The 20,807-nt window shown below is 61.5% G+C and carries 13 protein-coding genes; 5 read left to right on the top strand and 8 right to left on the bottom strand.

Going from position 1 to position 20,807, the window contains the following annotated elements; genetic code table 11:
• Positions 1-70: 70 nt before the first annotated feature.
• The 5 genes from PQR40_RS17020 to PQR40_RS17000 all read right to left on the bottom strand — a co-directional run bounded on the left by PQR40_RS17020 (position 71) and on the right by PQR40_RS17000 (position 7,701).
• Positions 71-2,305 carry a succinoglycan biosynthesis protein ExoP gene (locus tag PQR40_RS17020; protein ID WP_408225638.1) on the bottom strand — a complete coding sequence of 745 codons (2,235 nt, stop codon included), beginning with the start codon at positions 2,303-2,305 and terminating at the stop codon, positions 71-73.
• 49 nt (positions 2,306-2,354) lie between these two features.
• Positions 2,355-3,503, bottom strand: a complete 1,149-nt coding sequence (locus tag PQR40_RS17015; protein WP_408225635.1) for a polysaccharide biosynthesis/export family protein — start codon at positions 3,501-3,503, stop codon at positions 2,355-2,357.
• 67 nt (positions 3,504-3,570) lie between these two features.
• Positions 3,571-4,956, bottom strand: a complete 1,386-nt coding sequence (locus PQR40_RS17010) for an undecaprenyl-phosphate glucose phosphotransferase (RefSeq protein WP_408509445.1) — start codon at positions 4,954-4,956, stop codon at positions 3,571-3,573.
• Positions 4,957-5,014: 58 nt separating this feature from the next.
• The gene (locus PQR40_RS17005; protein ID WP_408509444.1) at positions 5,015-6,613 is read right to left on the bottom strand and encodes a sugar phosphate nucleotidyltransferase; all 1,599 of its coding nucleotides are present in this window, start codon (positions 6,611-6,613) and stop codon (positions 5,015-5,017) included.
• Between the two features lie 101 nt (positions 6,614-6,714).
• Positions 6,715-7,701, bottom strand: coding sequence for a GlxA family transcriptional regulator (locus PQR40_RS17000; protein WP_408225950.1), 987 nt, complete (start codon positions 7,699-7,701; stop codon positions 6,715-6,717).
• A gap of 801 nt (positions 7,702-8,502) precedes the next feature.
• Here PQR40_RS17000 and PQR40_RS16995 point away from each other — a divergent pair.
• The 4 genes from PQR40_RS16995 (at position 8,503) to PQR40_RS16980 (ending at position 14,193) form a co-directional block, all read left to right on the top strand.
• The gene (locus PQR40_RS16995; protein ID WP_408509443.1) at positions 8,503-10,806 is read left to right on the top strand and encodes a hypothetical protein; all 2,304 of its coding nucleotides are present in this window, start codon (positions 8,503-8,505) and stop codon (positions 10,804-10,806) included.
• 176 nt (positions 10,807-10,982) lie between these two features.
• Complete coding sequence (locus tag PQR40_RS16990; RefSeq protein ID WP_408509442.1) at positions 10,983-11,132, top strand: hypothetical protein; 150 nt, start codon at positions 10,983-10,985, stop codon at positions 11,130-11,132.
• Between the two features lie 63 nt (positions 11,133-11,195).
• The gene (locus PQR40_RS16985) at positions 11,196-11,648 is read left to right on the top strand and encodes a GDP-mannose mannosyl hydrolase (protein ID WP_408509441.1); all 453 of its coding nucleotides are present in this window, start codon (positions 11,196-11,198) and stop codon (positions 11,646-11,648) included.
• A 163-nt stretch (positions 11,649-11,811) separates the two neighbouring features.
• The gene (locus tag PQR40_RS16980; RefSeq protein ID WP_408509440.1) at positions 11,812-14,193 is read left to right on the top strand and encodes an RICIN domain-containing protein; all 2,382 of its coding nucleotides are present in this window, start codon (positions 11,812-11,814) and stop codon (positions 14,191-14,193) included.
• A gap of 25 nt (positions 14,194-14,218) precedes the next feature.
• On the opposite strand, the gene PQR40_RS16975 is transcribed toward PQR40_RS16980, so the two are convergent.
• On the bottom strand, positions 14,219-15,304 hold the full coding sequence (locus PQR40_RS16975; RefSeq protein WP_408390658.1) for a glycosyltransferase family 4 protein: 1,086 nt from the start codon (positions 15,302-15,304) through the stop codon (positions 14,219-14,221).
• An 848-nt stretch (positions 15,305-16,152) separates the two neighbouring features.
• Here PQR40_RS16975 and PQR40_RS16970 point away from each other — a divergent pair.
• Complete coding sequence (locus PQR40_RS16970; RefSeq protein WP_408509439.1) at positions 16,153-18,093, top strand: hypothetical protein; 1,941 nt, start codon at positions 16,153-16,155, stop codon at positions 18,091-18,093.
• A gap of 109 nt (positions 18,094-18,202) precedes the next feature.
• On the opposite strand, the gene PQR40_RS16965 is transcribed toward PQR40_RS16970, so the two are convergent.
• Positions 18,203-19,741 carry an amino acid permease gene (locus PQR40_RS16965; RefSeq protein ID WP_408225608.1) on the bottom strand — a complete coding sequence of 513 codons (1,539 nt, stop codon included), beginning with the start codon at positions 19,739-19,741 and terminating at the stop codon, positions 18,203-18,205.
• 76 nt (positions 19,742-19,817) lie between these two features.
• Positions 19,818-20,594, bottom strand: a complete 777-nt coding sequence (locus PQR40_RS16960) for an SDR family NAD(P)-dependent oxidoreductase (protein WP_408390662.1) — start codon at positions 20,592-20,594, stop codon at positions 19,818-19,820.
• Positions 20,595-20,807 lie beyond the last annotated feature (213 nt).

Here is a 20,807-nt window from a genome sequence, read left to right as displayed (position 1 = left end):
CCCCTCGTTAATCTTCAATGCCAGCGCACCAGCACGATCTGGTGACCGGCCCGTCATGGAGCCGGTCACCTCAACCGGCGATGCTGTCATATCCGTAATAACCGCCTTGATAGCCCGAACCGAGGAAGGCGCCTTCCTGCGGCACATCGGTGAGCAAGACACCTCTGAGCGATACGCCGCCGTTGAGCAGCCGCTTGGCCGTCTCGGCGATCTCGTTCAGCGGATGGCGGCCGTGGCGCACCACCAGCAGCGTCGTGGCGGCGTACTTGCCGATCACCGTCGAATCGGTGACGGCGAGCACCGGCGGCGTGTCGACGATCACGATGTCGTAGTGCGATTTCAATTCGTCGAGCATCGTTTCGAAACGCTTGCTCATCAGCAATTCAGACGGATGCGAGGGCAGCGTGCCCTTGGCGAGCACGTCGAGTCCGGGCAGCACATCGCGCTGGATCATCGCCGCGAGATCGCCGCCGCTCAGCACGTCCGAGAGGCCCGGCTGATGACCGATGCCGAAATGCGAATGAACATCGCCGCGCCGCATGTCGCCGTCGATAATCAGCACCCGCTTGTTCGCCGACGCCACCAGCGCCGCCAGATTCACCGACAGGAACGACTTGCCGGTGTCGGGCCGCGAACCCGTGATCATCACGATGTTGTTCTCAGCGTGATCGAGCGATAGTTGCAGCGAGGTCCGCAGATTACGCACGCCTTCCACGGCGATATCTTCCGGCGCCTGCTGTGCGAGCACGTGAAGCCCGCGACGGCGCAGCATGACGTTTTCCTGCAAACGCAACTGCGTCTGGCTGCGCGGCACGATCGCGAACACCGGTACGCCGAGCACCGCTTCGAGTTCGTCCGGACGTTCCACGCCACCGTACATCGCACGCTTGAAGAAGGTCAGCATGATGCCGATCAGCAAGCCGCCACCGAGCGCGATCAGGATCGCCAGCACACGCTTCGGACGCACCGGTTCGTCAGGCGTTTCGGCGAAGTCCACCACCCGCACGTTGCCCACCTGGCCGGCTTTCGCCACCCGGAGTTGCTGCGCGCTATTCAGCAGATTGGTATAGAGCTCCGTATCGACGTGCACGTCGCGCAGCAGACGCAATGCGGTCTGCTCGGTATCCGGCATCACGGCGACGCTGCGGTTCATGCTGGCCGCCGCACCTTGCAACGCAGCGATCTGTGCATCGAGGGCAGCTACCGCCGGGTGATTCGCCGTGAAACGCTGCGACATCTCCGCGCGTTGCTGCTGCAGATCGAGCAGCTTGGTCTTGTTGTCGACGACCTGCTGGAGCAGCAGGCGGCTTTCTTCACCGAGATCGACCGTACCGTGCGCATTGCGGAATTTGTTATAGCGTTGCTCGGCGTCGTCGAGTTCCTTGCGCAAGCCGGGCAGTTGCTGATCGAGGAAGGCCAGCATGTGCTCCGCTTCGGTCGAGCGGCTTTCCACATCCTGGCGCACGAACTCGCGCGCCATGCTATTGACGATCGCTGCGGTCAGCGCAGGGTCGCCGCCTTCGAGACTCGTGCGAATCACGCCGGACTGCAGCGTGGTCTCCGCGACCACGAGCGCCTTTTGCAAGCGGTCCACGGTGCCCAGCGTCGAGGCCCGCTGCAGCTCGAAACGCGAGCCGGGTGCACCGACCAGCTTATCGACGTGCAACGCGATCGGGCCGTCGGCAGTGTCGGTTTCCACGGTCTCGCCAACATGTCCGGAGAGAATCGCGATACCGTTCTTGTCGCGCAGCACGTACGAACCTGCGTCACCCGCAATCAGCGTGAAGCTCGTGTCGTAGAAATCCTTCGACGTATCGAAACGCGACACGGCAATGCTCTCGTCACCCCATGCGTAGCCCGACAGATTGATGAACGACGGCAACTTGAAACCCCATTGCCCATTCACCAGGCCGGCGATCATCCCACCGATCAGAGGTATGGTGCGCGGCGCCGCTGAAATGTCGAGATGCAGGTTCTTGACCGTTTCCTCGGTGACGAGACGCGACTTCAGCAACTCGATCTCGGCCGCCGTCGAGGGCTTGGTGTCGAACATGCCGGTGAGCGGCGGCAAGGAATCCTTGCCGTTCCCGTTGGCGTTGGCCGTCTTGTCCTCGACGTGGAACAGCACGTCCGCGCGATACGTCGGCGGGGCGAGGAAGGCATACGCGCACCCCAGCGCGAGTGCGATCAGCGTCACCATCGCGATCGTGCGCCAGCCCCTCACGATCGTGCGCAGATAGTCCGACAGATGCAGCTCGTCCGGTCCGGACACGTCGGTATAGCGGTTTTCGAAGTTAATTGCCATTTTCTTCACCCAACAAAGCCCGGCGGTTCAAGGTCACGTTGCACGGTTGTTATTTCGCAAGAACGGCACCCGTCACAGCCGCATTGATCGCCGGCAGCAGCAGGTTCAGCACACGGTTGAAGCGAACCAGACCGCCTTGCCCGACATACACGACGTCCTTCGGCTGAAGCTCGAACTGATTGGCAAGGATCATGGACACCGGCGAGGTCGCATCGAGGTGGTAGACCTGCGGTGAGGCACTTGTCGAATTGCGGATCACGAACAACTGTCTGGCCGCCGCCGTGTTCGAGTCGAAGCTGCCGCTGTCGGAAATCGCCTGCGAAAGCGTCAGCGAGCCGTTACGCATCGGCATGATGGTCGCGGGCTTGTTGACCTCGCCCATCACATACACGCCGCTGTCTTCACGCGACGCCACGCGCACCATGTCGCCCGGTTGCAGGTAAATATCCGAAGGATTGCGGCCGCGCTTGATCAGATCGTCCACGTTGAGCGGATAGGTGACGCCGTTGCGGATCAGGTCCACACGGCTGCGGTCCGCGTTCGCGCTGAAGCCGCCGCCCTGGTTGATCGCACTCGTCAACGTCATTGGAATGTCGTTGAGCGACTGGGCGCCTGGCGTGCGCACTTCGCCGTCGATATAGATTTGTGCCGCCCGGAACGAAGCCACCCGCACCGTCACTTCAGGCTTCTGGTACACGTTGCTTAGACGCCTATGCAGTTCCTTCTGGATCGATGCAACATCTTTGCCAGCCACATGCACCGTGCCCGCGTACGGGAATTGCACGTCGCCGTTTTCGTCGATCAGAAAACCGGGCGCGGCGTCTGACGTCTTCGCGTTCTGCGCGGGCTGGCCGAGCGCGGCGGCGAGTTCAGGGTGGTCCCACACGACGATCTGCAGCACGTCGCCAGGACCGACCTTGTAAGCCGCCGGTTTGCCGAACAACGCGGTCGTCTCCGGCGGCAGCGTCATCGACGTCTGCGCCGCGTTCATCTTGCGCAGCAGCGCGAGGTTGATATCGGTAATCGGTATCTGCTGTTGCTGCGATGCTTCAGTGCTGTAATCCCCACCCGTGTCCTGAATCGCGGCTGGCGTAATCATCTGCTGGCCCGGTACGATCCCGCAGCCGGATAGCAGTGTTGTCAGTGCTGTAACAGTGAAAATCACGAGACTTCCCGTGCGTATACCAAGCGAGCTCATGGTGTTTCCTCCTTGTGCCAGGAAACTGTCCTCGGGGGAGGGAGCGCCTAGCGTGCTTGTTAACTACTTAGTAAGCGTTTCGATGCACCAGTCCGGCAACGATCGTCGCGCAGATAATCCGCATATCGAGTGCGAACGACCAATGCCCCAGGTAGTACAGGTCATGTTCGACGCGACGCTCCATCTTCTCGATGCGGTCGGTTTCGCCACGAAAGCCGTTGATCTGCGCCCAGCCCGTAATGCCCGGCTTGATCCGATAGCGATTGATGTAGCCGGCGACCACTTTCTGATAGAGGTCGTCATGCTCGAGTGCATGGGGACGCGGTCCGACGACCGACATGTCGCCACGCAACACGTTGAAGAACTGAGGCAGTTCGTCGAGGCTCGTGCGGCGCAGAAATGCGCCGACTCGCGTGACGCGCGCATCGTTGCGCGTCGCTTGCCTGAGCGTGCCTTTTTGCTCGATATGCAATCGCATCGAGCGGAATTTGTAGATCGTGAAGACGCGGCCATCCGCGCCTTTACGCTTCTGCTTGAAGAGAACCGGGCCGCGCGACGAGAGCTTCACCGCGACGGCAATGCCGAGCAGAATCGGTGCAAGACCGATCAACGCCGTAGCGGCGAACAGGCGGTCGAAGATTTCCTTCTTCAGCATCGAACTGGCCGACAGGGGTGACGCGACGAGGTTGATCGCCGGCACGCCGAGCAGATCGATCACACCGCTGCCATCGAACAATGCAATGCTGCGCACGTCCGGCATGAAGCGAATATTCACCAGATCGTCGCGAAACTCGCTGATCAGCTTGCAGATCAGGGGCTCTTCGGCAAGCGACAACATGAGCCAAAGCTCGTGCACATCGTTGCTTCGAATGTAGTCCGCAAGCGCATCCACCGTATCGCACACGGGCACCCGCGCGCTGGTCACAGCAGACACGTCCGGGCGCGTGTTGTAGACGGCCGTGGCGCGAAAGCCTGTGCCGGGCGCCGAATCGATCCGGCGGATGATGGCGTCGCATTGCGAGCCGCTGCCGACGATCGCGACCTGATGCAGATTCAGGCCGGCACTACGCGCACGCGCGAGCACCGCATGCGTGATCAGCCGGTAAGCGATCAGCAGGCCGCCCGTCACGGCAGTCCAGTACGAGAACCACAGCCGCGACACGAAGTCGATACGGTGCAGCGAATACATCAGCACAAGCGCACTGCCCTGCACCATCAGCCACGCGAGCGACACCTGCCCGGCCAGCGAGAGCTTGGAGCGGCCGCGCCATGATTCGTAAACGCCGAACGCGGGAAAGATAGCCAGCGCAAAGGCGGCGGAAAACATCACGAGCGCCCAATAGAACCCGGATTGAGCGAGGTAATCGAAGCGGATCTGCGACGCCACCGCCGCCCCCGCGAGCACCAACGCGACGTCGAAAACTCGCGCGAGCAAATCCTGAAACTTGCGCATTTTGCTTACCTCGTTCTTGCCGTTCGTTCTTTTTCCGCAAATGATTCCGGGCACGCGGTTAGGAGCAGCGCCCGTAGTTGTCGTTGAACCTCACAATGTCGTCTTCACCGAGATAGGTGCCTGACTGGATTTCAATGATTTCGAGCGGCACTTTCCCAGGGTTCTCGAGCCGGTGACGTGTGCCGAGCGGGATGTAGGTCGATTCGTTCTCGCTTAGCAGGAACTGTTCTTCACCGCGCGTGACGAGTGCCGTGCCGCGCACGACAACCCAGTGTTCGGCACGGTGGTGATGGAGTTGCAGCGAGAGCTTCGCGCCCGGCGTGACGACGATGCGCTTCACCTGGAAGCGTTCGCCGCGATCGATGGAATCGTAGAAACCCCATGGGCGGCGCACCTTGCGATGCGCATCGGCCTCGGGAGCGTGCTGCGCCTTGATGCGGGACACCAGGCCCTTGACGTCCTGCACATGCGAACGGTCGACCACCAGCACGGCGTCTGCCGTTTCGACCACCACCACATTAGTCGTGCCGACACAGGCGACGAGCCGGCCTTCGGAATGCGCGTAGCTCGACACCGCGCCTTCGAACGTCACGCGGCCGCGCCCGGCGTTACCGTTGGCGTCCTTCTCCATCGCAGCCCAGACGGCGTCCCAGGAACCGAGATCCGACCAGCCCGCGTCGAGCCGCACGACAACGCCGGACGGATTCGCGCCGATCACTTGCGGGTCCGCGCCGGGGGTCGCGGGCGTCTCGCCCGTGGCGCTCGGGTCGCCCGCGTCACCCACGTTGTCCGCGTCAGTAAGACGCTCCATCACCGCATAGTCGATCGAGTCCGCAGGCGAACTCAGGAAAGCGTCCACCAGCGGACGGAAATACGTGCCTTCGGAGCAGCCGTTCGCGAATGCGCGTTCGCAGGCCGCGTGCATCTCGGGCTGCAGGCGCTTCAGCGTATCGAGCCACACACGCGCCCGCACGACAAAGATCCCGGCGTTCCACCAGTACGTGCCCGCGGCGACGTACTGCGCGGCGATTTCCTCGGCCGGCTTCTCGACGAAGCCGTCGATCGCATGGCCGCCATCAGACAATTGCCCGCCGATGCGGATATAACCGAAGCCCGTATCCGGGCGCGTGGGCGGCACACCCAGCGTCGCGATCGAGCCTCGTTCCGCGTATCTCGCGGCACGTTCCAGCGCGCCTTGCAGCGCGGGCACATCCGCAATCGAATGGTCGGCCGGCATCACAACGAGAATCGGGTCGTCGCCGTTCGCGCATGCGAGCGACGCCGCGAGCGTCAAAGCCGGCGCCGTATCGCGCCGCGCAGGCTCAACGATCAGACGCGCTTCCACGCCATTTTCAAGAAGCTGCTCGGCAATCACAAACCGGTGTTCTTCGCCGCACACGATGATCGGCGACACGTCCACGTTCCAGCCGGCGGGAAAACCGTCCATCCGTCGCGCGGTTGCCTGCAGCAGCGAGTCGGAGCCGACGACGTCGATCAGTTGCTTGGGATAGTTTTCACGCGACACCGGCCACAGCCGCGTGCCCGAGCCACCGGCAAGAATGACCGGGACGATGCGCGCGCAATGCGCACCGGCTGTCCCGGCGCTCGCGCTGTCCGGGTTCACCGATGCGGCGCTCACAGTTCCCTTGGTCAACATATTCGCATTCCTTACAGTTTTCTGAAGTCGACGAAATACTTACCGAAGTACTGCACGAAAATATTGCGTAGCGAGCGCGCTCAGCCGGCTCGCGGCGTACGCTATCCGCCGACCATACGGCGGCTTTGAATCCGGAACTCTGTCGGGGAAATTCTCATCCGTTTGCGAAAGACCTTTGCGAGACGGTCACCGTTACCCATGCCGGTGCGCCGGGCAATCTTGTCCACCGGCAATTCGGATTCGGTCAGCAGGCTGCAGGTCACCGCAAGGCGCTCATGCAACAGGAAACTCGAGGGCGTGATACCCATTTCCATCTTGAAGCGGCGCAGGAAGTTGCGCTCGCTCATCGCGGCAAACTGAGCCGCGTCGGCGATCGAAATCGACTGCTGACAATTCTCTTGCAGCCAGCGAGCCGCCGCGCGCACTTTGTCGCCAGGGCTCAAACCGCCGTCTTCGCCAAGCAGCGGTGCGAGGTTCGAGCATGAATCGGCGAGCAGGCGCTCGGCCACTGTGCGAGCGGCCGCACCGCCGAGATCGCGCTTGATCATGGCGAGCGCGCTTCTCATCGATTCGAGCCGGTCACCCGCATCGCCGTTCTGCTCAGTCTGGCGCGATGACATCGGCTGCTGCTGGTGGAAATCGCTGCCATCCCTGCCATCCGGCACATAGGCCGCCTCGAGCAGCGCGCGCCCTTCCGCGATCGGCCGGATCATGCCGGTATTGCGGCGAACGCGCCGTAACCAGGCGATCAGCCGCTCGTCGCCGGATGCGGCGAATGCGCCTTTGCCACCGGCGACATACAACGCGTCGAAGCCGCCGTAATGCCGCGCGTCGAGTCCGTCTGTCCAGACCCGCAGCGCCGATGACGAGGTCACCATGCCGCCGTCGGCGGACAGGAACGAAACGTCATACAACCAGCCGCCCGAACCGGACGATGCCAGTTCGTTCGCAGCCTGGAATACTTCGGCAACCACGCCCGCGCCCTGCAGCGAGCAGTCGTTGAACATCAGTATTGCGATGCGCCGCATTCCCTTATTCGGTGCGTGCACCCAGCGCAACATTGCAGACTCGAGACTCGCGCAGGTCATAGTCATCCTCTCTCACCAGAAAACGGATCTACTTTTAAACCTTGAACGCCCACACAGAGGAATGCTCTGTGCAGTGCATCATAGCCATCCGCAATCAAGCATTTAGCCGCCATGACCGAAAGTGCAGACATGTTGGCGCTTCGATATGGTGGCCAGCCAGTTATTCCCGGAACAATTGTTCCACTACTATTTTTCCAAAGAATTAAATACCGATTCTGCATATGAATGAATTTACGTTTCGCGAATTTCAATACAGATTAATACGATTTTTTGTGTGTTGGCGCACATACAATCGCCACTCGAAATGCTTGAGTTGCAATTTGATCCGGCCGCCGTTCCGTGGATTTTAAGTGACTTCTTCCTGTCACGTTGTCAGAATGAGGGCAGCCGCCTTACTTGCACCAGCCATTGTTCTAATGGATTCCAGCAGGACTTTCTTCTGACGATATATCCGGCGAGCCAGGATATGAAAAGCAGTTACCAATATAATCACTTTCGCACGTAGCAAAATTATTTAATTCGTTGTTATTGGATCGCGAGAATATAAACAGAACGATTAATGTTTCAAACGTGAAACACAGCAATAAGACACTTTTAGTTCGCCCGGCAATAGACGGGCCAATGGCGGATTCTGTCGGATGAGAGCCGGTGCAATTCCGCCATCGAATTGCGGAAATGGCCTATGCGGTTTCCGCAACAGATTGCGATACGAGGTAGCCTGAGGCGGGTCTGGCCTGGTCAACTAGCAATTCAGCGACGCGTTGTCGCCGGAACATGTACGTCGAACGACACGGGAACCGCATGTCGAATGTACGGGAATATCGCGCACGGCGAACACCAGCCAGCACCTTTGCCGCTCATGGATTAGTCGTGCGCGCCGCTGCCTCAACGGCGGCATTTATCCTGCTGGGCTTCGCGACCTCGCCGTGCAGCGCGGCGGGGGCTTCAGCCGGCTCTGATAGCGCGAGCAGTGCCGATCTGACAGTCGACGGCAGAAAGTGGACACCGTGCGCAGCGGAATATGGCACTTGCCGCTTCAGCGGCACGCGTGACGTGCTGTACGGCACAGCAGAACAGCATGTCGTAAAGACGTTCTCGAACAGTGCCGATTGCAACAACGGTGTGTTTGGCGATCCGGCACCCGGAGTGGAGAAGCGCTGTGCCGTTGCGATCATCGCGATCTCCGCAGCCGATGCAGGCACAGCAGCGAAGGCGCCCCCGGCTGCCTCGGATAACAAAGACACCGCGCCGGAATCGGCAGCCGCCGTGCCCACTGCATTGAAGGCGCCGCCCGGGCAGGGGCTGCGTTGCGCTGCGCCCTCTTCACAGGTGCGCGCGGCCGCGAACGGCGACCTGCTGGAAGCCGACACGCCGAGCGACGGCACGCGCCTATTCGCAGTAGAGAAGCCGTTCGCGCTCGTCTTCACAACACGTCCGACGCAAAACGACACGCTCAACTGGCAGATCCGCGACGGCTGGAATGCCGTGCGCGCCAGCGGACGTTTCCCCGTTGCGGCGGGCGCCACGCTATCGACGCTCAGTTGCGCGTCGAGCGTTGCCGGCTACTTCGCCGTCTCCGCTTCGCTGGAACGCGCACACGGCCAACTCGAATCACGCGGCACACGTCCCGCGGGCATCGCCACCTTCGGCGTATTGCCCGACACGTCCACTGCTTTACCAGCCGTACGCTTTCCCTACGAAGACCTGCATCGATTCGGCGGACAGGGCACGGCCTATCTTGCGCCCGGACAGCATTGCTGCGACGGCGACGGCTACCGGCCGGTCTATACGGCGCTCGGCCTTTCGTGGGCCAACGACAACCGTAACTGGTACATGGAAGAGCCAAAAAACTCGGGCACGTTCGATCCCGCGAGCAAACAGTTGCTCCCTTATTTCCGGCGCGGCGACATCATGCGTTTGATCCAGCTCGACGGCATTCCCCAGTGGGCCAGCCCGACCGGCAAAGAGACGCACAGCTATGCACCAACTTCGCTCGCGCAAATGAGGGACTACATGGCCAAAGTTGGCGCCGAGTCCAATCGTACGCGGACGACCTACTTCCCCAAACAGCGCGACAACTACTATCAGGTGACATGGGAACCGGACGCCGATGGCGGGCTGCCCTGGCGCGACTCCGACGCGAATTTCATCGCGATGTATAAGGCCGTGTGGGAGGGCATTCATCAGACGGACCCGCATGCCGTGGTGATGGGTCTGACGTACGCGTCGGTGCAGGCCAACGTCACGTGGATGCGCCGTCTCGGTCCGCTCGGCATCGGCCGCTATATGGACGGCATGACCATTCACGGTTATTACGACATCGGCACGACACCGTCGCATCCCCCCGAGCGCGTCGCCGACCCAGGAAATCCTGGCACGGTGCCAGGCGCGCTGCCTGCCGCGATGCGCGCGCTGCGCCATGAGATGCGTCAGTACCTGAAACCCGGCGCGCCGCTGTTCGTCACCGAAACCGGTATCAGCTACGACATCGGGCAGGCGTACGGCAAGAACTATCCGGGCGCGAACGTGCTGTACGCACAGGCCGCAGTCGTCGCGCGCACGCATCTCATCCTGCTCGGGGAAGGCGCGGACATGACCTACGTGTTCTACCTCGCGGACATGCCGGACGCCGCGCCCGGCTACGGCATCTTCTTCGAACTCGATCATCCGGACGGCGCCTACGGCGCCGTCCGCATCAGCCCCAAGCCTGCCGCGCTCGCCGTGGCGGCGATGACGCGGATCATCGACGGAACGGATACGCTCGGGCCACTCAAGGGTTTGCCCAAAGGCGTCTACGCGTATGCATTCCGCCGGCTCGGCGGCGGCAAGATCGTCACCGCACTGTGGACGCATGATAACGACGCATGGAATGCCAAAACCGGCTTCAGCGCGAGCCAGAGTGCGGACTATCGTCTGCGGGTCGATGCACCCGGCGCGTCAGGCGACGTCACGGTGTTCGACATGATGGGCAACGCATCGAGCCAGCCGTATCGCGACGGCGTGGCGAGCCTCAAGCTGTCTCCGACGCCGATCTATGTCGTCTCCTCTAACGCCGGCGTGTTCAAGGATGCGGTCACGACCCCGGAGGCTTATGTTCCCCGTTAGATTTGCCGTAGATGATGCGCGTAATGATGGCTGCAGGCGCTTCCTTCGATAGACACCGCTCGCTGTCGCGATGTGCCGATACTTCGGCGTGATGTGACAGGGCAGCTCGTGGTTTGCCCACGTAGAATCCAGGCGGGTGCTGGTTTGCGTTCATATCAACGCGCGGGAGCCGGGAAATGAACGGCCTCGCATGGACGATGCTGGTGCTAGCCGCGATGGTCGGCGCGTTTCTCTTCGCCACGCTCGGCGCGATTCTGGTCGCGCTGCTGCTAGCTTCTGTCTCCGAGCGCCTCACCCGGGACGATGAGCACGATCACGACTATTAGCGCCCTCAGGAAGACCTCACGATCACCCCGCGCTCACCCGGTGCACGCCCCGCAGGAGAAGACATGCTGACCGAGATTGATTTCCTGGACGTGGTGCGCCTGACGCCGCTGGTCGCGATCGATCTGATCGTCAGCGACGCCGAAGGCCGCGTCTTGATCGGCCATCGGCGCAATCGCCCCGCTCGCGGCACATGGTTCGTTCCTGGCGGGCGCATTCATAAAGACGAAACACTCGACACCGCGTTCGCACGCATTGCCGACGCCGAATTGGGCATTGCGAGGCTAACGCGCTCGGCCGCACGCTTCGAAGGCATATTCGAGCATCACTACACAGACAACTTCGCCGCCGAGCCTGACGTGTCGACGCACTACATCGTGCTCGCCTATGCGCTGCAGTTCACCAGCACCGTCTCAGTCGGCCGGCTCGACCAGCACAGTGAATATCTCTGGCTCGCACCTTCGGCACTGCTCGCGCGCGCCGATGTTCACGAGAACACCAAGGCGTATTTCCGCTAGGGCCCGCCTCAGCGCTAGCGCCAAAGCTGCCATTAGCGCCAACAGATCCGGCGCCTGCATGACTCGTTGCCGGCACGCAAAGTGACGCCTACTGTGAGTTCGCCAACGTGGCGGCTCACGCCCGTACAGTATGATCGAGCTCACCGTCAGGGTTCGAATCAACATGCGATCATCGGCAGCCAGGCTCGTTCGCGATTCATCCATTGCTTTTCTAGCACTACTTTTCTTCGCTCTCCTGCCCGGTTCGGCGCGAGCGGCGAATTGCGGCGCAGGTACACTGGTCACGGTCGTCGCTCACCTCGATGACGATCTGCTCTTCGTGGACCCTGCCATCAGCGAGCGGCTCGACGCCGGCTGGTGCATCACTACCGTGCATCTGATCGGTGGCGCCAACGGTGCGGATTTCGCTTACGTGCAGACTCGCGAGCGGGCTTCGCGGCTCGCCTATGCGCGCATGGCGGGAGTGCCTGACGAATGGATCGAAACGAATATTCCGATCGCCGGCAAGCTCGTGCATCAGATGGTGTTGAAGGCGAAGCCGCAGGTCCGTCTGCTCGAACTCCGGCTGCCCGGCGGCGCCGTGCGCGGCGGCCGCGTGCCGCTCGGCCTCCTGTGGGAACAACACGCCACGCTCTCCACCTATCCGATGAACGCCGACGGCTCAGTGCGCGTGCAATACGATCGGGCCGCATTGTCGGCTACGCTGAAAGCGATACTCGCCGAGGCCTCGCAGATCTACACGCTCAATCCGGACACGGTGCCGTTTCTCGAGCATCCCGATCACATCTACGCCGCGCGCATCACGCGCCACGTCGCCCAGACGCTGAACAAAAGCGTGCCGATCGAATACCACATCACCTATCCGACCGGCGACTGGCCCGCCAACGTTCCGGCTGCTGAAGTTCAGCGCAAGCGCGATATCGTCGCCAGCTATTTTTCTGTCGACGGCAATGAGTTTGCGCATGTATTCGGCGAGTTTCAGTGGGATGGCAATTGGGTCGCGCGCCGCTATGCATTCGCCGATCGCAGCGATCATCGCGTCGCGGATTTCCAGTCGCGTCCCATTCAGCTATTCAATGCAGCGACGAGCCGCTGTCTGACTGCCGCGGGCAGCGACCGGACGCCGACACTCGCCGCGTGTACGGGCTCCTCCGCGCAACAATGGCGCTGGGACCCGCTGACCGTCTATCCGGGCAACACGCGCAACGCCGCGCTTGTCAGCGTCGCGACTTCGCAATGCATCGCCGAACGCGACGGTTATCTGACCTCCGAGACCTGCGATCAATGGGACATAGCGCAGCGCTGGACACCGTGGGATTTCGGCCTCGTTTATACGCCGCTGCGGCACTGCCTCGGTGAAAACGACGGCAAGCTCACCGTGCGCGGCTGCACGCAACTCACCACGCGCTACCGTTGGGCGACTATGCAACACACTCAGGCAACCGATCTTAGGCTCGCTACTGCAATGTTTGGCGACATCGACGGCACGGGTGAGCAAGCCGCAGTCTATGTGCAGCGACAACACGATGGGCCTGGGTTCAATGTGTATGCGGCGTCGCTCGTGAAAGCGTCGCGTCCTGCGCTTTGGTATGCGAACATCGTCCCATTCGATCCGCGCGCCATGGCGCCGAGTTGCGCGAATGACAAACTATGCTTCGACAGCGCCCGCTTCCTGCTCGGCGACTTCGACGGTGACGGCAAAGCGGACTTGATGGTCATCACCGCACGCCGCGGCGGCACGGCGTTCTGGTTGCTTCGCAGTACAGGCGATCACTTCGAGGCGCCGCGCCTCTGGTTCCAGACCGGCAGTGCGTTCAAGCCTGAGTTGACGCAACAATATGTGGCGGCGGACTTTAGCAGAACGGGACGTGCCGGTGTGCTGATCGCGCAGAAGCGAACCGATAGCGGGCTCGACCTCTGGATAGCGTCTTCCACAGGCTCATCCGGCTCAGCGCCGACGCTCATGGCACAGGCTAAAAATCTGCGGCAAAACGCAAATCTTCTACCGGTCCAGGTGCCAGGGTCACGCGCGTCACTGGTCGCGCTGGATAGCACGGACGGCCGGCTCGCGCTCACGCAAGTCGCCAACGACGGCACGCGCATGAGCATCGGCGAACGCAAGCTGTTGCCGGCGAGTTTCCTACCTGATTTCGTCAAAGTGACAGTGGGAGCCGTGCACGGCAACACGAGCAATACGCTGATTCTTTTGACACCGCATCTCGAAGAAACGAATGAGGATGCGGCCATCGACATTGCCACGCTCGACACAGCGGACGCGACAGGCGTACCGGTCCACGCGGCGACATTGCATGGCACGTCGTGGTCGGATGTTTTCCCTGCGTTCGTGCGTGACAAGCGCAACGCGGAGCTCGTGCTTTATCGAAGAACCGACGCGACACTCGGCGATTTCTATTTCACTGGCGGCGCCCCGGCACTGACACGCTACCCGGTAGGCGACGGTTTCGCCTTGGGCGCAGCTCAGGGCCTCGGTGAGCTGCCGGGCCTGTTCTCGGAGACGGTGCGAATCGACCGATTGGCGCAGTAGCGCGAGCCGGCCGATCCGCTGTAGTTCATGCCGAAACCTGCATCGGCCGGACGAATTGACGCGCGATCGTCATATAACGATCTGCCGTGTCATGCAACGTGTATCCCGCCAGTTGCCGGTTCGCACGCGGCATATCGAGTGCCCCGAGCAACGCACGGCCATAAGCTTCAGGATCGGCCGTATCGACGAGATTGACGCCGGCAAATCCACTGGCAAAGCCGAACGACGGAATCCGGCTCGCCACGACCGGAATGCCCGAGGCGAGCGCCTCCAGAAAACCAATGCTCTGTGCTTCGAATCGCGAAGGCATGGCAAAGACGCGCGAGGAGCGAAGGATCGCGGCGACATCCGAGCGCGGCCCGCACACCGTCACGCGGCTGTCCAACCCAAGCTGATCAACGAGCGACAGCACGGCCTGGTGATAGGGAGCATCTTCAACGACACCACACAGCAGCAAACTCGCCTCGGGCTCGCTCTGCACGACACGCTCGAACGCGCGGACCGTGTCCAACTGGCTTTTCCCTTCTATATAGCGGCCCAGTTGAACAATCTGCTTGGCAGGCACTTCGACATCCGGTGACGACGTGCCGTTGTTTTCCGCAAACAGCGACGCGTCCACGCCATTCGGGATCACGACCATCGCCGGATGCTTGCCGATCTCTCGCAGGTAGTCGTCGATATTTTGCTGCGACACACCGATGATCGCTCTCGCCCGCCTGGACAGCAGGCGTTCGGCCTGCTTGAGCGCACCGTTCTCGAAGTCGTTGACGCCGGAGTGCATCACCCAGGCGATTGGCGTATGCACGGGCAGAAGACGCACATAGAGTGCGGCGAGTGTGGCATGAGCCACGATGAAGTCGGGGCGGAACTGACGTACCACGCGATACAGGTGCAGCAGTTTGCCCGCCCTGCCGTAGTGGATGCTCGGGAACAGGCAGGTGACGCCCGCCGCCTGAAGTTCAGCGCGAATGTCGAGAAAATCGTCCTGCTGTGGAAGCAGCGATGTAATACAGACCTCATGGCCGCCGCGCTGATGATGAATCGCGAGCCCCTTTACAAGCACCTCGGCCCCGGACAGTCGCGGTGCGTGAACCAACTGAAGAATTCTCACGATTTATCTCTCTGGACAACCGCCTTTTTTGCGCAGCGGATAAACATTCCAACCTGCAGGTACCGGCCCCAAAAACCATCGGCCCGTCGTCATCGTTTATCTGGCGCGCCCCTTTCGCGGGGCACACCTCATCTCCGTAAAACAGCGACAGTTCCGCCGCGAAGTCACTATCGCGAGGAAACCTTACACCGAAGGCCCAGCACTTTTCCGCCATCTCCAAGTCTCTATCGGCTGTGGAATGAGCGCTATCGCCCATTACGCTGCGGTTTACACCAATTCGTATAGTTAGGCATCCATTGCAAATCTTTTCGACCCCACTTCTATTTGGCGGATAAAGACTGGGCTCGCCTTACGTATGGCTTGGTGTTATCAATGCAATTAGTACTGCGTTATTGTTCATACGTAACGACTCGTTACTTCTTTTAAACATACTAATGCGTATTGTTGCGGTCGATTCTTCCCATTTGAGCCTGCTTTACTTACAGAACAGAAAATAGTTCATCGGCTTGCGCCATGAATTCACGTACTGCGATGTGAACCGCGCTGTTCCCCGAAATTTTTGTTGTTTTCGTCGTACGTTCCCCGGTCGTTCGATTCCGCCAACCTGCCAATACGAGCGGCACGGATTCGCATGACATGTATTTCTCTGCAGAGAAATGCGTTTGGGGCCGACAACCCGGGAAGGCATCACCCTCGCGCAACGAACCCGTTGCGCACACAGGATGGCCAGTGCCGAGGCCTCACTCATCGGCTGGCCTGCAATTGAACCCGGATGTTCGTTCCGCCTCCGGACGCGCTTTGCGCGAAGAGGTGGACGAATGTTCAGCTAACGCATTGGTTACAGATTGATGAAATCGCAACTACTCGTACTCTCAACACTTTCTCTGGCACTAGCAGGTTGCGGCGGCGGCGGTGGCAGCTCCGGCAGCACCGCAGCAACCCAGGCCAACGGAACCGCCAGTTCGTCCAGCTCGACTGCGGCGGGAAACAGTAGCACCGGCGGCACCGCCACGGTGAACGGCGCAGGCAATGCCGTCGCAACACTCAGCTGTGCATCGCCGGCCATCTCGGCAGGCTCCGGCAGCGCCACCATTTCTGCCGATACGCCCAGCTCGGACGGCACACGCATCTTTGCCGCCGGCAGCACTTTTCAGCTTGCCTTCACCACCAACGTGCCGAACGCCGACACGCTGAACTGGGCCGTCACGGACACCTTCGGCAGAGTAGCGGCGAGCGGCAGCACGGCCGTACCGAGCGGTTCGAAGACCATCACGCTCAACTGCACGTCGACGCTCGCCGGCTATTTCGCCGCGACCGGCACGCTCGCGCAGAACGGTGGCCAGTTGCCGCAAGCGGGCACGCGCCCGGTCGGCATCGCGACCTTCGGCGTGACGCCGAACCTGTCGGCCGTCATTCCCGCTGTCACCTATGCGCATCAGGAACAGCACCGCTTCGGCATGCAGGGCGCGAACGACAACGGTCCGCTGCTTGCGGATCTGGGCATCTCGTCGACGATCGACGACCGCCAGCTCTCGACGATGGAACCGAGCGGAGCGAACACGTTCAACCCCTCGGCAAACAATCTCGATCCGTTCTACAAGAGCGGCAACGTGATGCGCCTGATCCGTCTCGATGGCATCCCAGCCTGGGCGAGCAGCACCGGTGCGTTCCAGGACGACACGAGCGTGCCGACGAGCCTTTCGTATTACCAGAACTACATGAGCCGCGTCGGCACGGAATCGAATGCGATTCGCTCGGCGTACTTCCCGACCCAGTCGGCGAACTACTATCAGGTGACGTGGGAGCCCAACGAGTTCTGGACCGACACCGACGCCAACTTCATCGCGCTGTATCAGTCCGTCTATCAAGGCATCCACTCGACTGATCCGAACGCGGTGGTGATGGGTCCGACCGACGCGTTCCCGAGCCTGACCACGACGCGTCTGAAGCGCCTCGCGCCGCTCGGTTTCGGGCAGTACATCGACGCCGTCTCCACGCATGGTTACTACGACGCGGGCACGTCGCCGTCGCATCCGCCGGAGCGCTACGACAGCGACCCGTCGACCGCCGACGGTTCGTTGCGCGGCCAGATGCGCGATCTGCGCGCGGAAATGGCCGCCGATTACCGTCCGGGCATGAAGCTGTTTTCGACGGAAGCCGGCATCAGCTACGATCTCGGCACCTCGTACGGTCCGAACTACCCGACCGCGAACGTGCTATATGCGCAAGCCGCGGTCGCGGCGCGCATGCACATCATCACGCTCGGCGAAGGCGCGGATCAGACCTACGTGTTCTACGGTGCGGACTATCCGGGTGAAGTCGGCTACGGCACGTTCTTCGACCTGAGCGACGCGCAAGGCGCATTCGGTGCGACGAACATCAGCCCGAAGCCGGTTGCCATGGCGATCAGCGCGATGACGCACACGCTCGACGGAACCCATACGCTCGGACCGGTGAACGGCACGCCAACCGGCGTCTACGCCTACGCCTTCCAGCAGGTTGGCAATGGCGCCGTGATCACCGCCTTGTGGGCGCACAACAACAGCGTGTGGGACGCGAGCGTCGGCTTCAGCTCGACTTATAGCGCGCCGTATAGCCTCACGGTGGATGCACCCGGCACGAGCGGCACGGTGAAGGTCATCGACATGATGGGCAATGCGTCGAGCGCGAACTACACCAACGGTACGCTGACACTCAACCTGACCGAATCGCCGGTGTATGTGGTGTCGAACAACGCCTCGGTCGCCAAGGGTAATGCGACAGTTCCGGTGGGATACACCGGTATCTAACTGACGAACGCCACGTCACGCGGCAGATGTAAAAACGTCAGCCGGCTCCAGGGCCGGCTGATGTCATTTTTTTGTGAGTGGCGGCAACTGCCCGCACACCCGCAGAGACTCAGCTTTCCCCCAGTTGCCCCTCCATTCCGCTCAGTTCCTGTTCGCGCTCCTTCGACACCTTGCCGATCGGCGGGCCCGCAAAGCTCTTGCGTACGCCTGCGCCGTACCAGATCGCCAGCAACACCGCGAGCAGACCGACAATCACGTACACCACTTTCTGATTCGGCGGCTGCATGCCGACATAGGCGAGCACGAGTGCGCCGAACACCGCCGCCACCGCGAACGGCTTCGACAGCATGCCTAACTGGAACGGGCCCTTTTCTTTCCACGTACGGCCCTCGGCAAAAATGCCGGCCGCAATCGGCATGGCGTACGAAATGAACAGGAACACTGCGCTACCTGCACTCAGCACCGTGAACGCATCGCCGTACAACGTCACCACGATCGCCAGCACTGCCGAGGTCCAGATCGCAGCGCCAGGCGTGCGGTGTGCAGCATTCACTTTGCGCAGCCACTTCGAGCCGGGCAAGCCGCCATCGCGGGCAAAGGCGAACATCATGCGCGAGGTCGACGTGACGGCCGCGAGACCGCATACGTAGTTAATAAAGAACATCAGCAATTCGATCAGGATACGCAGCGGTCCCGGAATCGGCGCAAGAATCGCTTCGAAGAACCCGGTGCCCTGCTTCACCCCCGCCGTGATATCCGGCATCACCAGCACGAACGCGCACACCATCACGTAGCCGAAGGTCGTCGACCAGAACACGGAGCCAACAATGCCGCGCGGCACATTACGCGCCGCCTGATGCGTCTCCTCCGAGGTATGCGCGGAAGCGTCGAAGCCCGTGATCGTATAAGCGGTCAGCAGCAGGCCGGACAGAAACGCCATGGCGATGGTTTGCTTCGGCCACGCGCCGCCGTCGACACCCGTGAAGTTGGTGAAGGTATAGAGCCGCGACAGGTCGATCTTGACCGGCGAATACACCAGCAGGGAAACCACCAGCATGACCGTCACCACAAAGATCAGATAGCCAGACAGGTCCGTGATCTTGCTGGTAATGCGAATGCCGCGATGATTCAGGAACGCTTGCGAAGCGGTGATGACGGTCAGAAAGAGCGTCTGCTGCCACCAGCCGAGCGAATCGGGATTCACACCGAACATCGGTGCGATCAGCGTGCGAAAGAACGGATCATAGGTACCGTAATTAATCGCGGCGACCACGAACACGAGACCGAGCAGATTCATCCACGCGGTGAGCCAGCCCCACAATTTGCCGCCGAGAATCGAACTCCAGTGATAGAGGCCACCGGCCGTCGGATACGACGACGCGATCTGCGCCATCGCCGCCGCCACGACTAGCGCGAACAGCGAGCCGAGCGGCCAGCCGAGTCCGATCGACGCCCCGCCCGCGGCCGACAAGCCCATCTGGAACGACGTGATGCCGCCCGACAGAATGCAGATCAGCGAGAACGACACCGCGAAGTTCGAGAACGCCCCCATGCGCCGGGACAGTTCTTGCGCATAGCCCATCTTGTGCAACAGCTTGACGTCGTTGTCGGCTGGGTCTGCCGACGGCACGGCCGTGTTGATGTCCATGACACGATCCTTTGAACAGGGTTATGACGAAGCGGCTAAGCGATGCAGAGGCGTGACCGCGCGACGGAGGACCGGCTCACGCAGCCGTAAAGCAGTTGTCGACGTACAGGTGCGCGCCGTTGACGAAACTGGCGTCGTCGCTGGCGAGAAAGAGCGCGGCGCGCGCGACTTCTTCCGGCGCGCACAGACGGCCCTGCTGCACCGACAGCGCCGCTTCGCTCGCATCGAAGCCATACTTCGCGAGCGCACTGATTTCGCGACGCCCATGCGGCGTATCGATGAAACCGGGGCATACGGCATTGCAGCGAATGCCGCGGTCGCGATACTCCACGGCAATTGAGCGCGCGAACATGGCGCACGCACCTTTGGTCGTGCAGTACAGCACTTCGAGCGGTGTGGCCGCGACCGACGAAATCGACGCCGTGCACACGATCGAGCCGCCGCCCACGGCGAGCATGTGCGGCAGCACGGCGCGCGTCATCATGAACATGCTTTTCACGTTGACGTTCATGAGCCAGTCGTAGTCGTCGTCGGTGGTATCCAGGAACGGCTTCACGACGATGCTGCCGGCATGGTTGAACAGCACGTCGATGCGCCCGAAGCGAGCGATGACGTTCGCCACGGCGGCGTCCACGGCTTCGCGCTTCGATACGTCAGCGGCAAACAGTTCGGCTGTGCCGCCTGCCGCGCGAATGCGCGTCACGACTTCCTCGCCCGCATCGGTGTTGATATCGACCACGGCGACCTGCGCGCCTTCCTGCGCGAACAGCAGCGACGCCGCGCCGCCCGCGCCAGTTGCGCCGCCTGACACGATTGCGATCTTGCCTTCCAGCCTGCCTGCCGATCTGCTCATGCGCGACTCCCGTTCCAGTGTCTAGTGCAATACGTTGCGTTGTGCACAACGTAGGGGCGGCAAAAAGCGGCGACTATCCAAAATTGGCAAAAACGTAAAAAACCCGTAAAAATCCAGCATGCTGACAAATTGATTACATCTGGGCCTGAATGCTTGCCGTATCTGGCAGCCGTCGTGTTCGCGATCTGTGCGGACAAGGGCCAGGAAGCCGCA

The organism is Paraburkholderia sediminicola, assembly GCF_046026855.1.
GTDB lineage: Bacteria > Pseudomonadota > Gammaproteobacteria > Burkholderiales > Burkholderiaceae > Paraburkholderia > Paraburkholderia sediminicola_A.
The sequence above is the reverse complement of the archived record's forward strand: the minus strand, read 5'-3'. Positions and strand labels throughout refer to the sequence as shown.

What these genes read in the sequence shown, in the direction of transcription:
- PQR40_RS17020 (WP_408225638.1), bottom strand. Translation starts at nt 2,305, where the DNA reads ATGGCAATTAACTTCGAAAACCGCTATACCGACGTGTCCGGACCGGAC.
- PQR40_RS17015 (WP_408225635.1), bottom strand. Translation starts at nt 3,503, where the DNA reads ATGAGCTCGCTTGGTATACGCACGGGAAGTCTCGTGATTTTCACTGTT.
- PQR40_RS17010 (WP_408509445.1), bottom strand. Translation starts at nt 4,956, where the DNA reads ATGCGCAAGTTTCAGGATTTGCTCGCGCGAGTTTTCGACGTCGCGTTG.
- PQR40_RS17005 (WP_408509444.1), bottom strand. Translation starts at nt 6,613, where the DNA reads ATGTTGACCAAGGGAACTGTGAGCGCCGCATCGGTGAACCCGGACAGC.
- PQR40_RS17000 (WP_408225950.1), bottom strand. Translation starts at nt 7,701, where the DNA reads ATGACCTGCGCGAGTCTCGAGTCTGCAATGTTGCGCTGGGTGCACGCA.
- PQR40_RS16995 (WP_408509443.1), top strand. Translation starts at nt 8,503, where the DNA reads ATGTCGAATGTACGGGAATATCGCGCACGGCGAACACCAGCCAGCACC.
- PQR40_RS16990 (WP_408509442.1), top strand. Translation starts at nt 10,983, where the DNA reads ATGAACGGCCTCGCATGGACGATGCTGGTGCTAGCCGCGATGGTCGGC.
- PQR40_RS16985 (WP_408509441.1), top strand. Translation starts at nt 11,196, where the DNA reads ATGCTGACCGAGATTGATTTCCTGGACGTGGTGCGCCTGACGCCGCTG.
- PQR40_RS16980 (WP_408509440.1), top strand. Translation starts at nt 11,812, where the DNA reads ATGCGATCATCGGCAGCCAGGCTCGTTCGCGATTCATCCATTGCTTTT.
- PQR40_RS16970 (WP_408509439.1), top strand. Translation starts at nt 16,153, where the DNA reads ATGAAATCGCAACTACTCGTACTCTCAACACTTTCTCTGGCACTAGCA.
- PQR40_RS16965 (WP_408225608.1), bottom strand. Translation starts at nt 19,741, where the DNA reads ATGGACATCAACACGGCCGTGCCGTCGGCAGACCCAGCCGACAACGAC.
- PQR40_RS16960 (WP_408390662.1), bottom strand. Translation starts at nt 20,594, where the DNA reads ATGAGCAGATCGGCAGGCAGGCTGGAAGGCAAGATCGCAATCGTGTCA.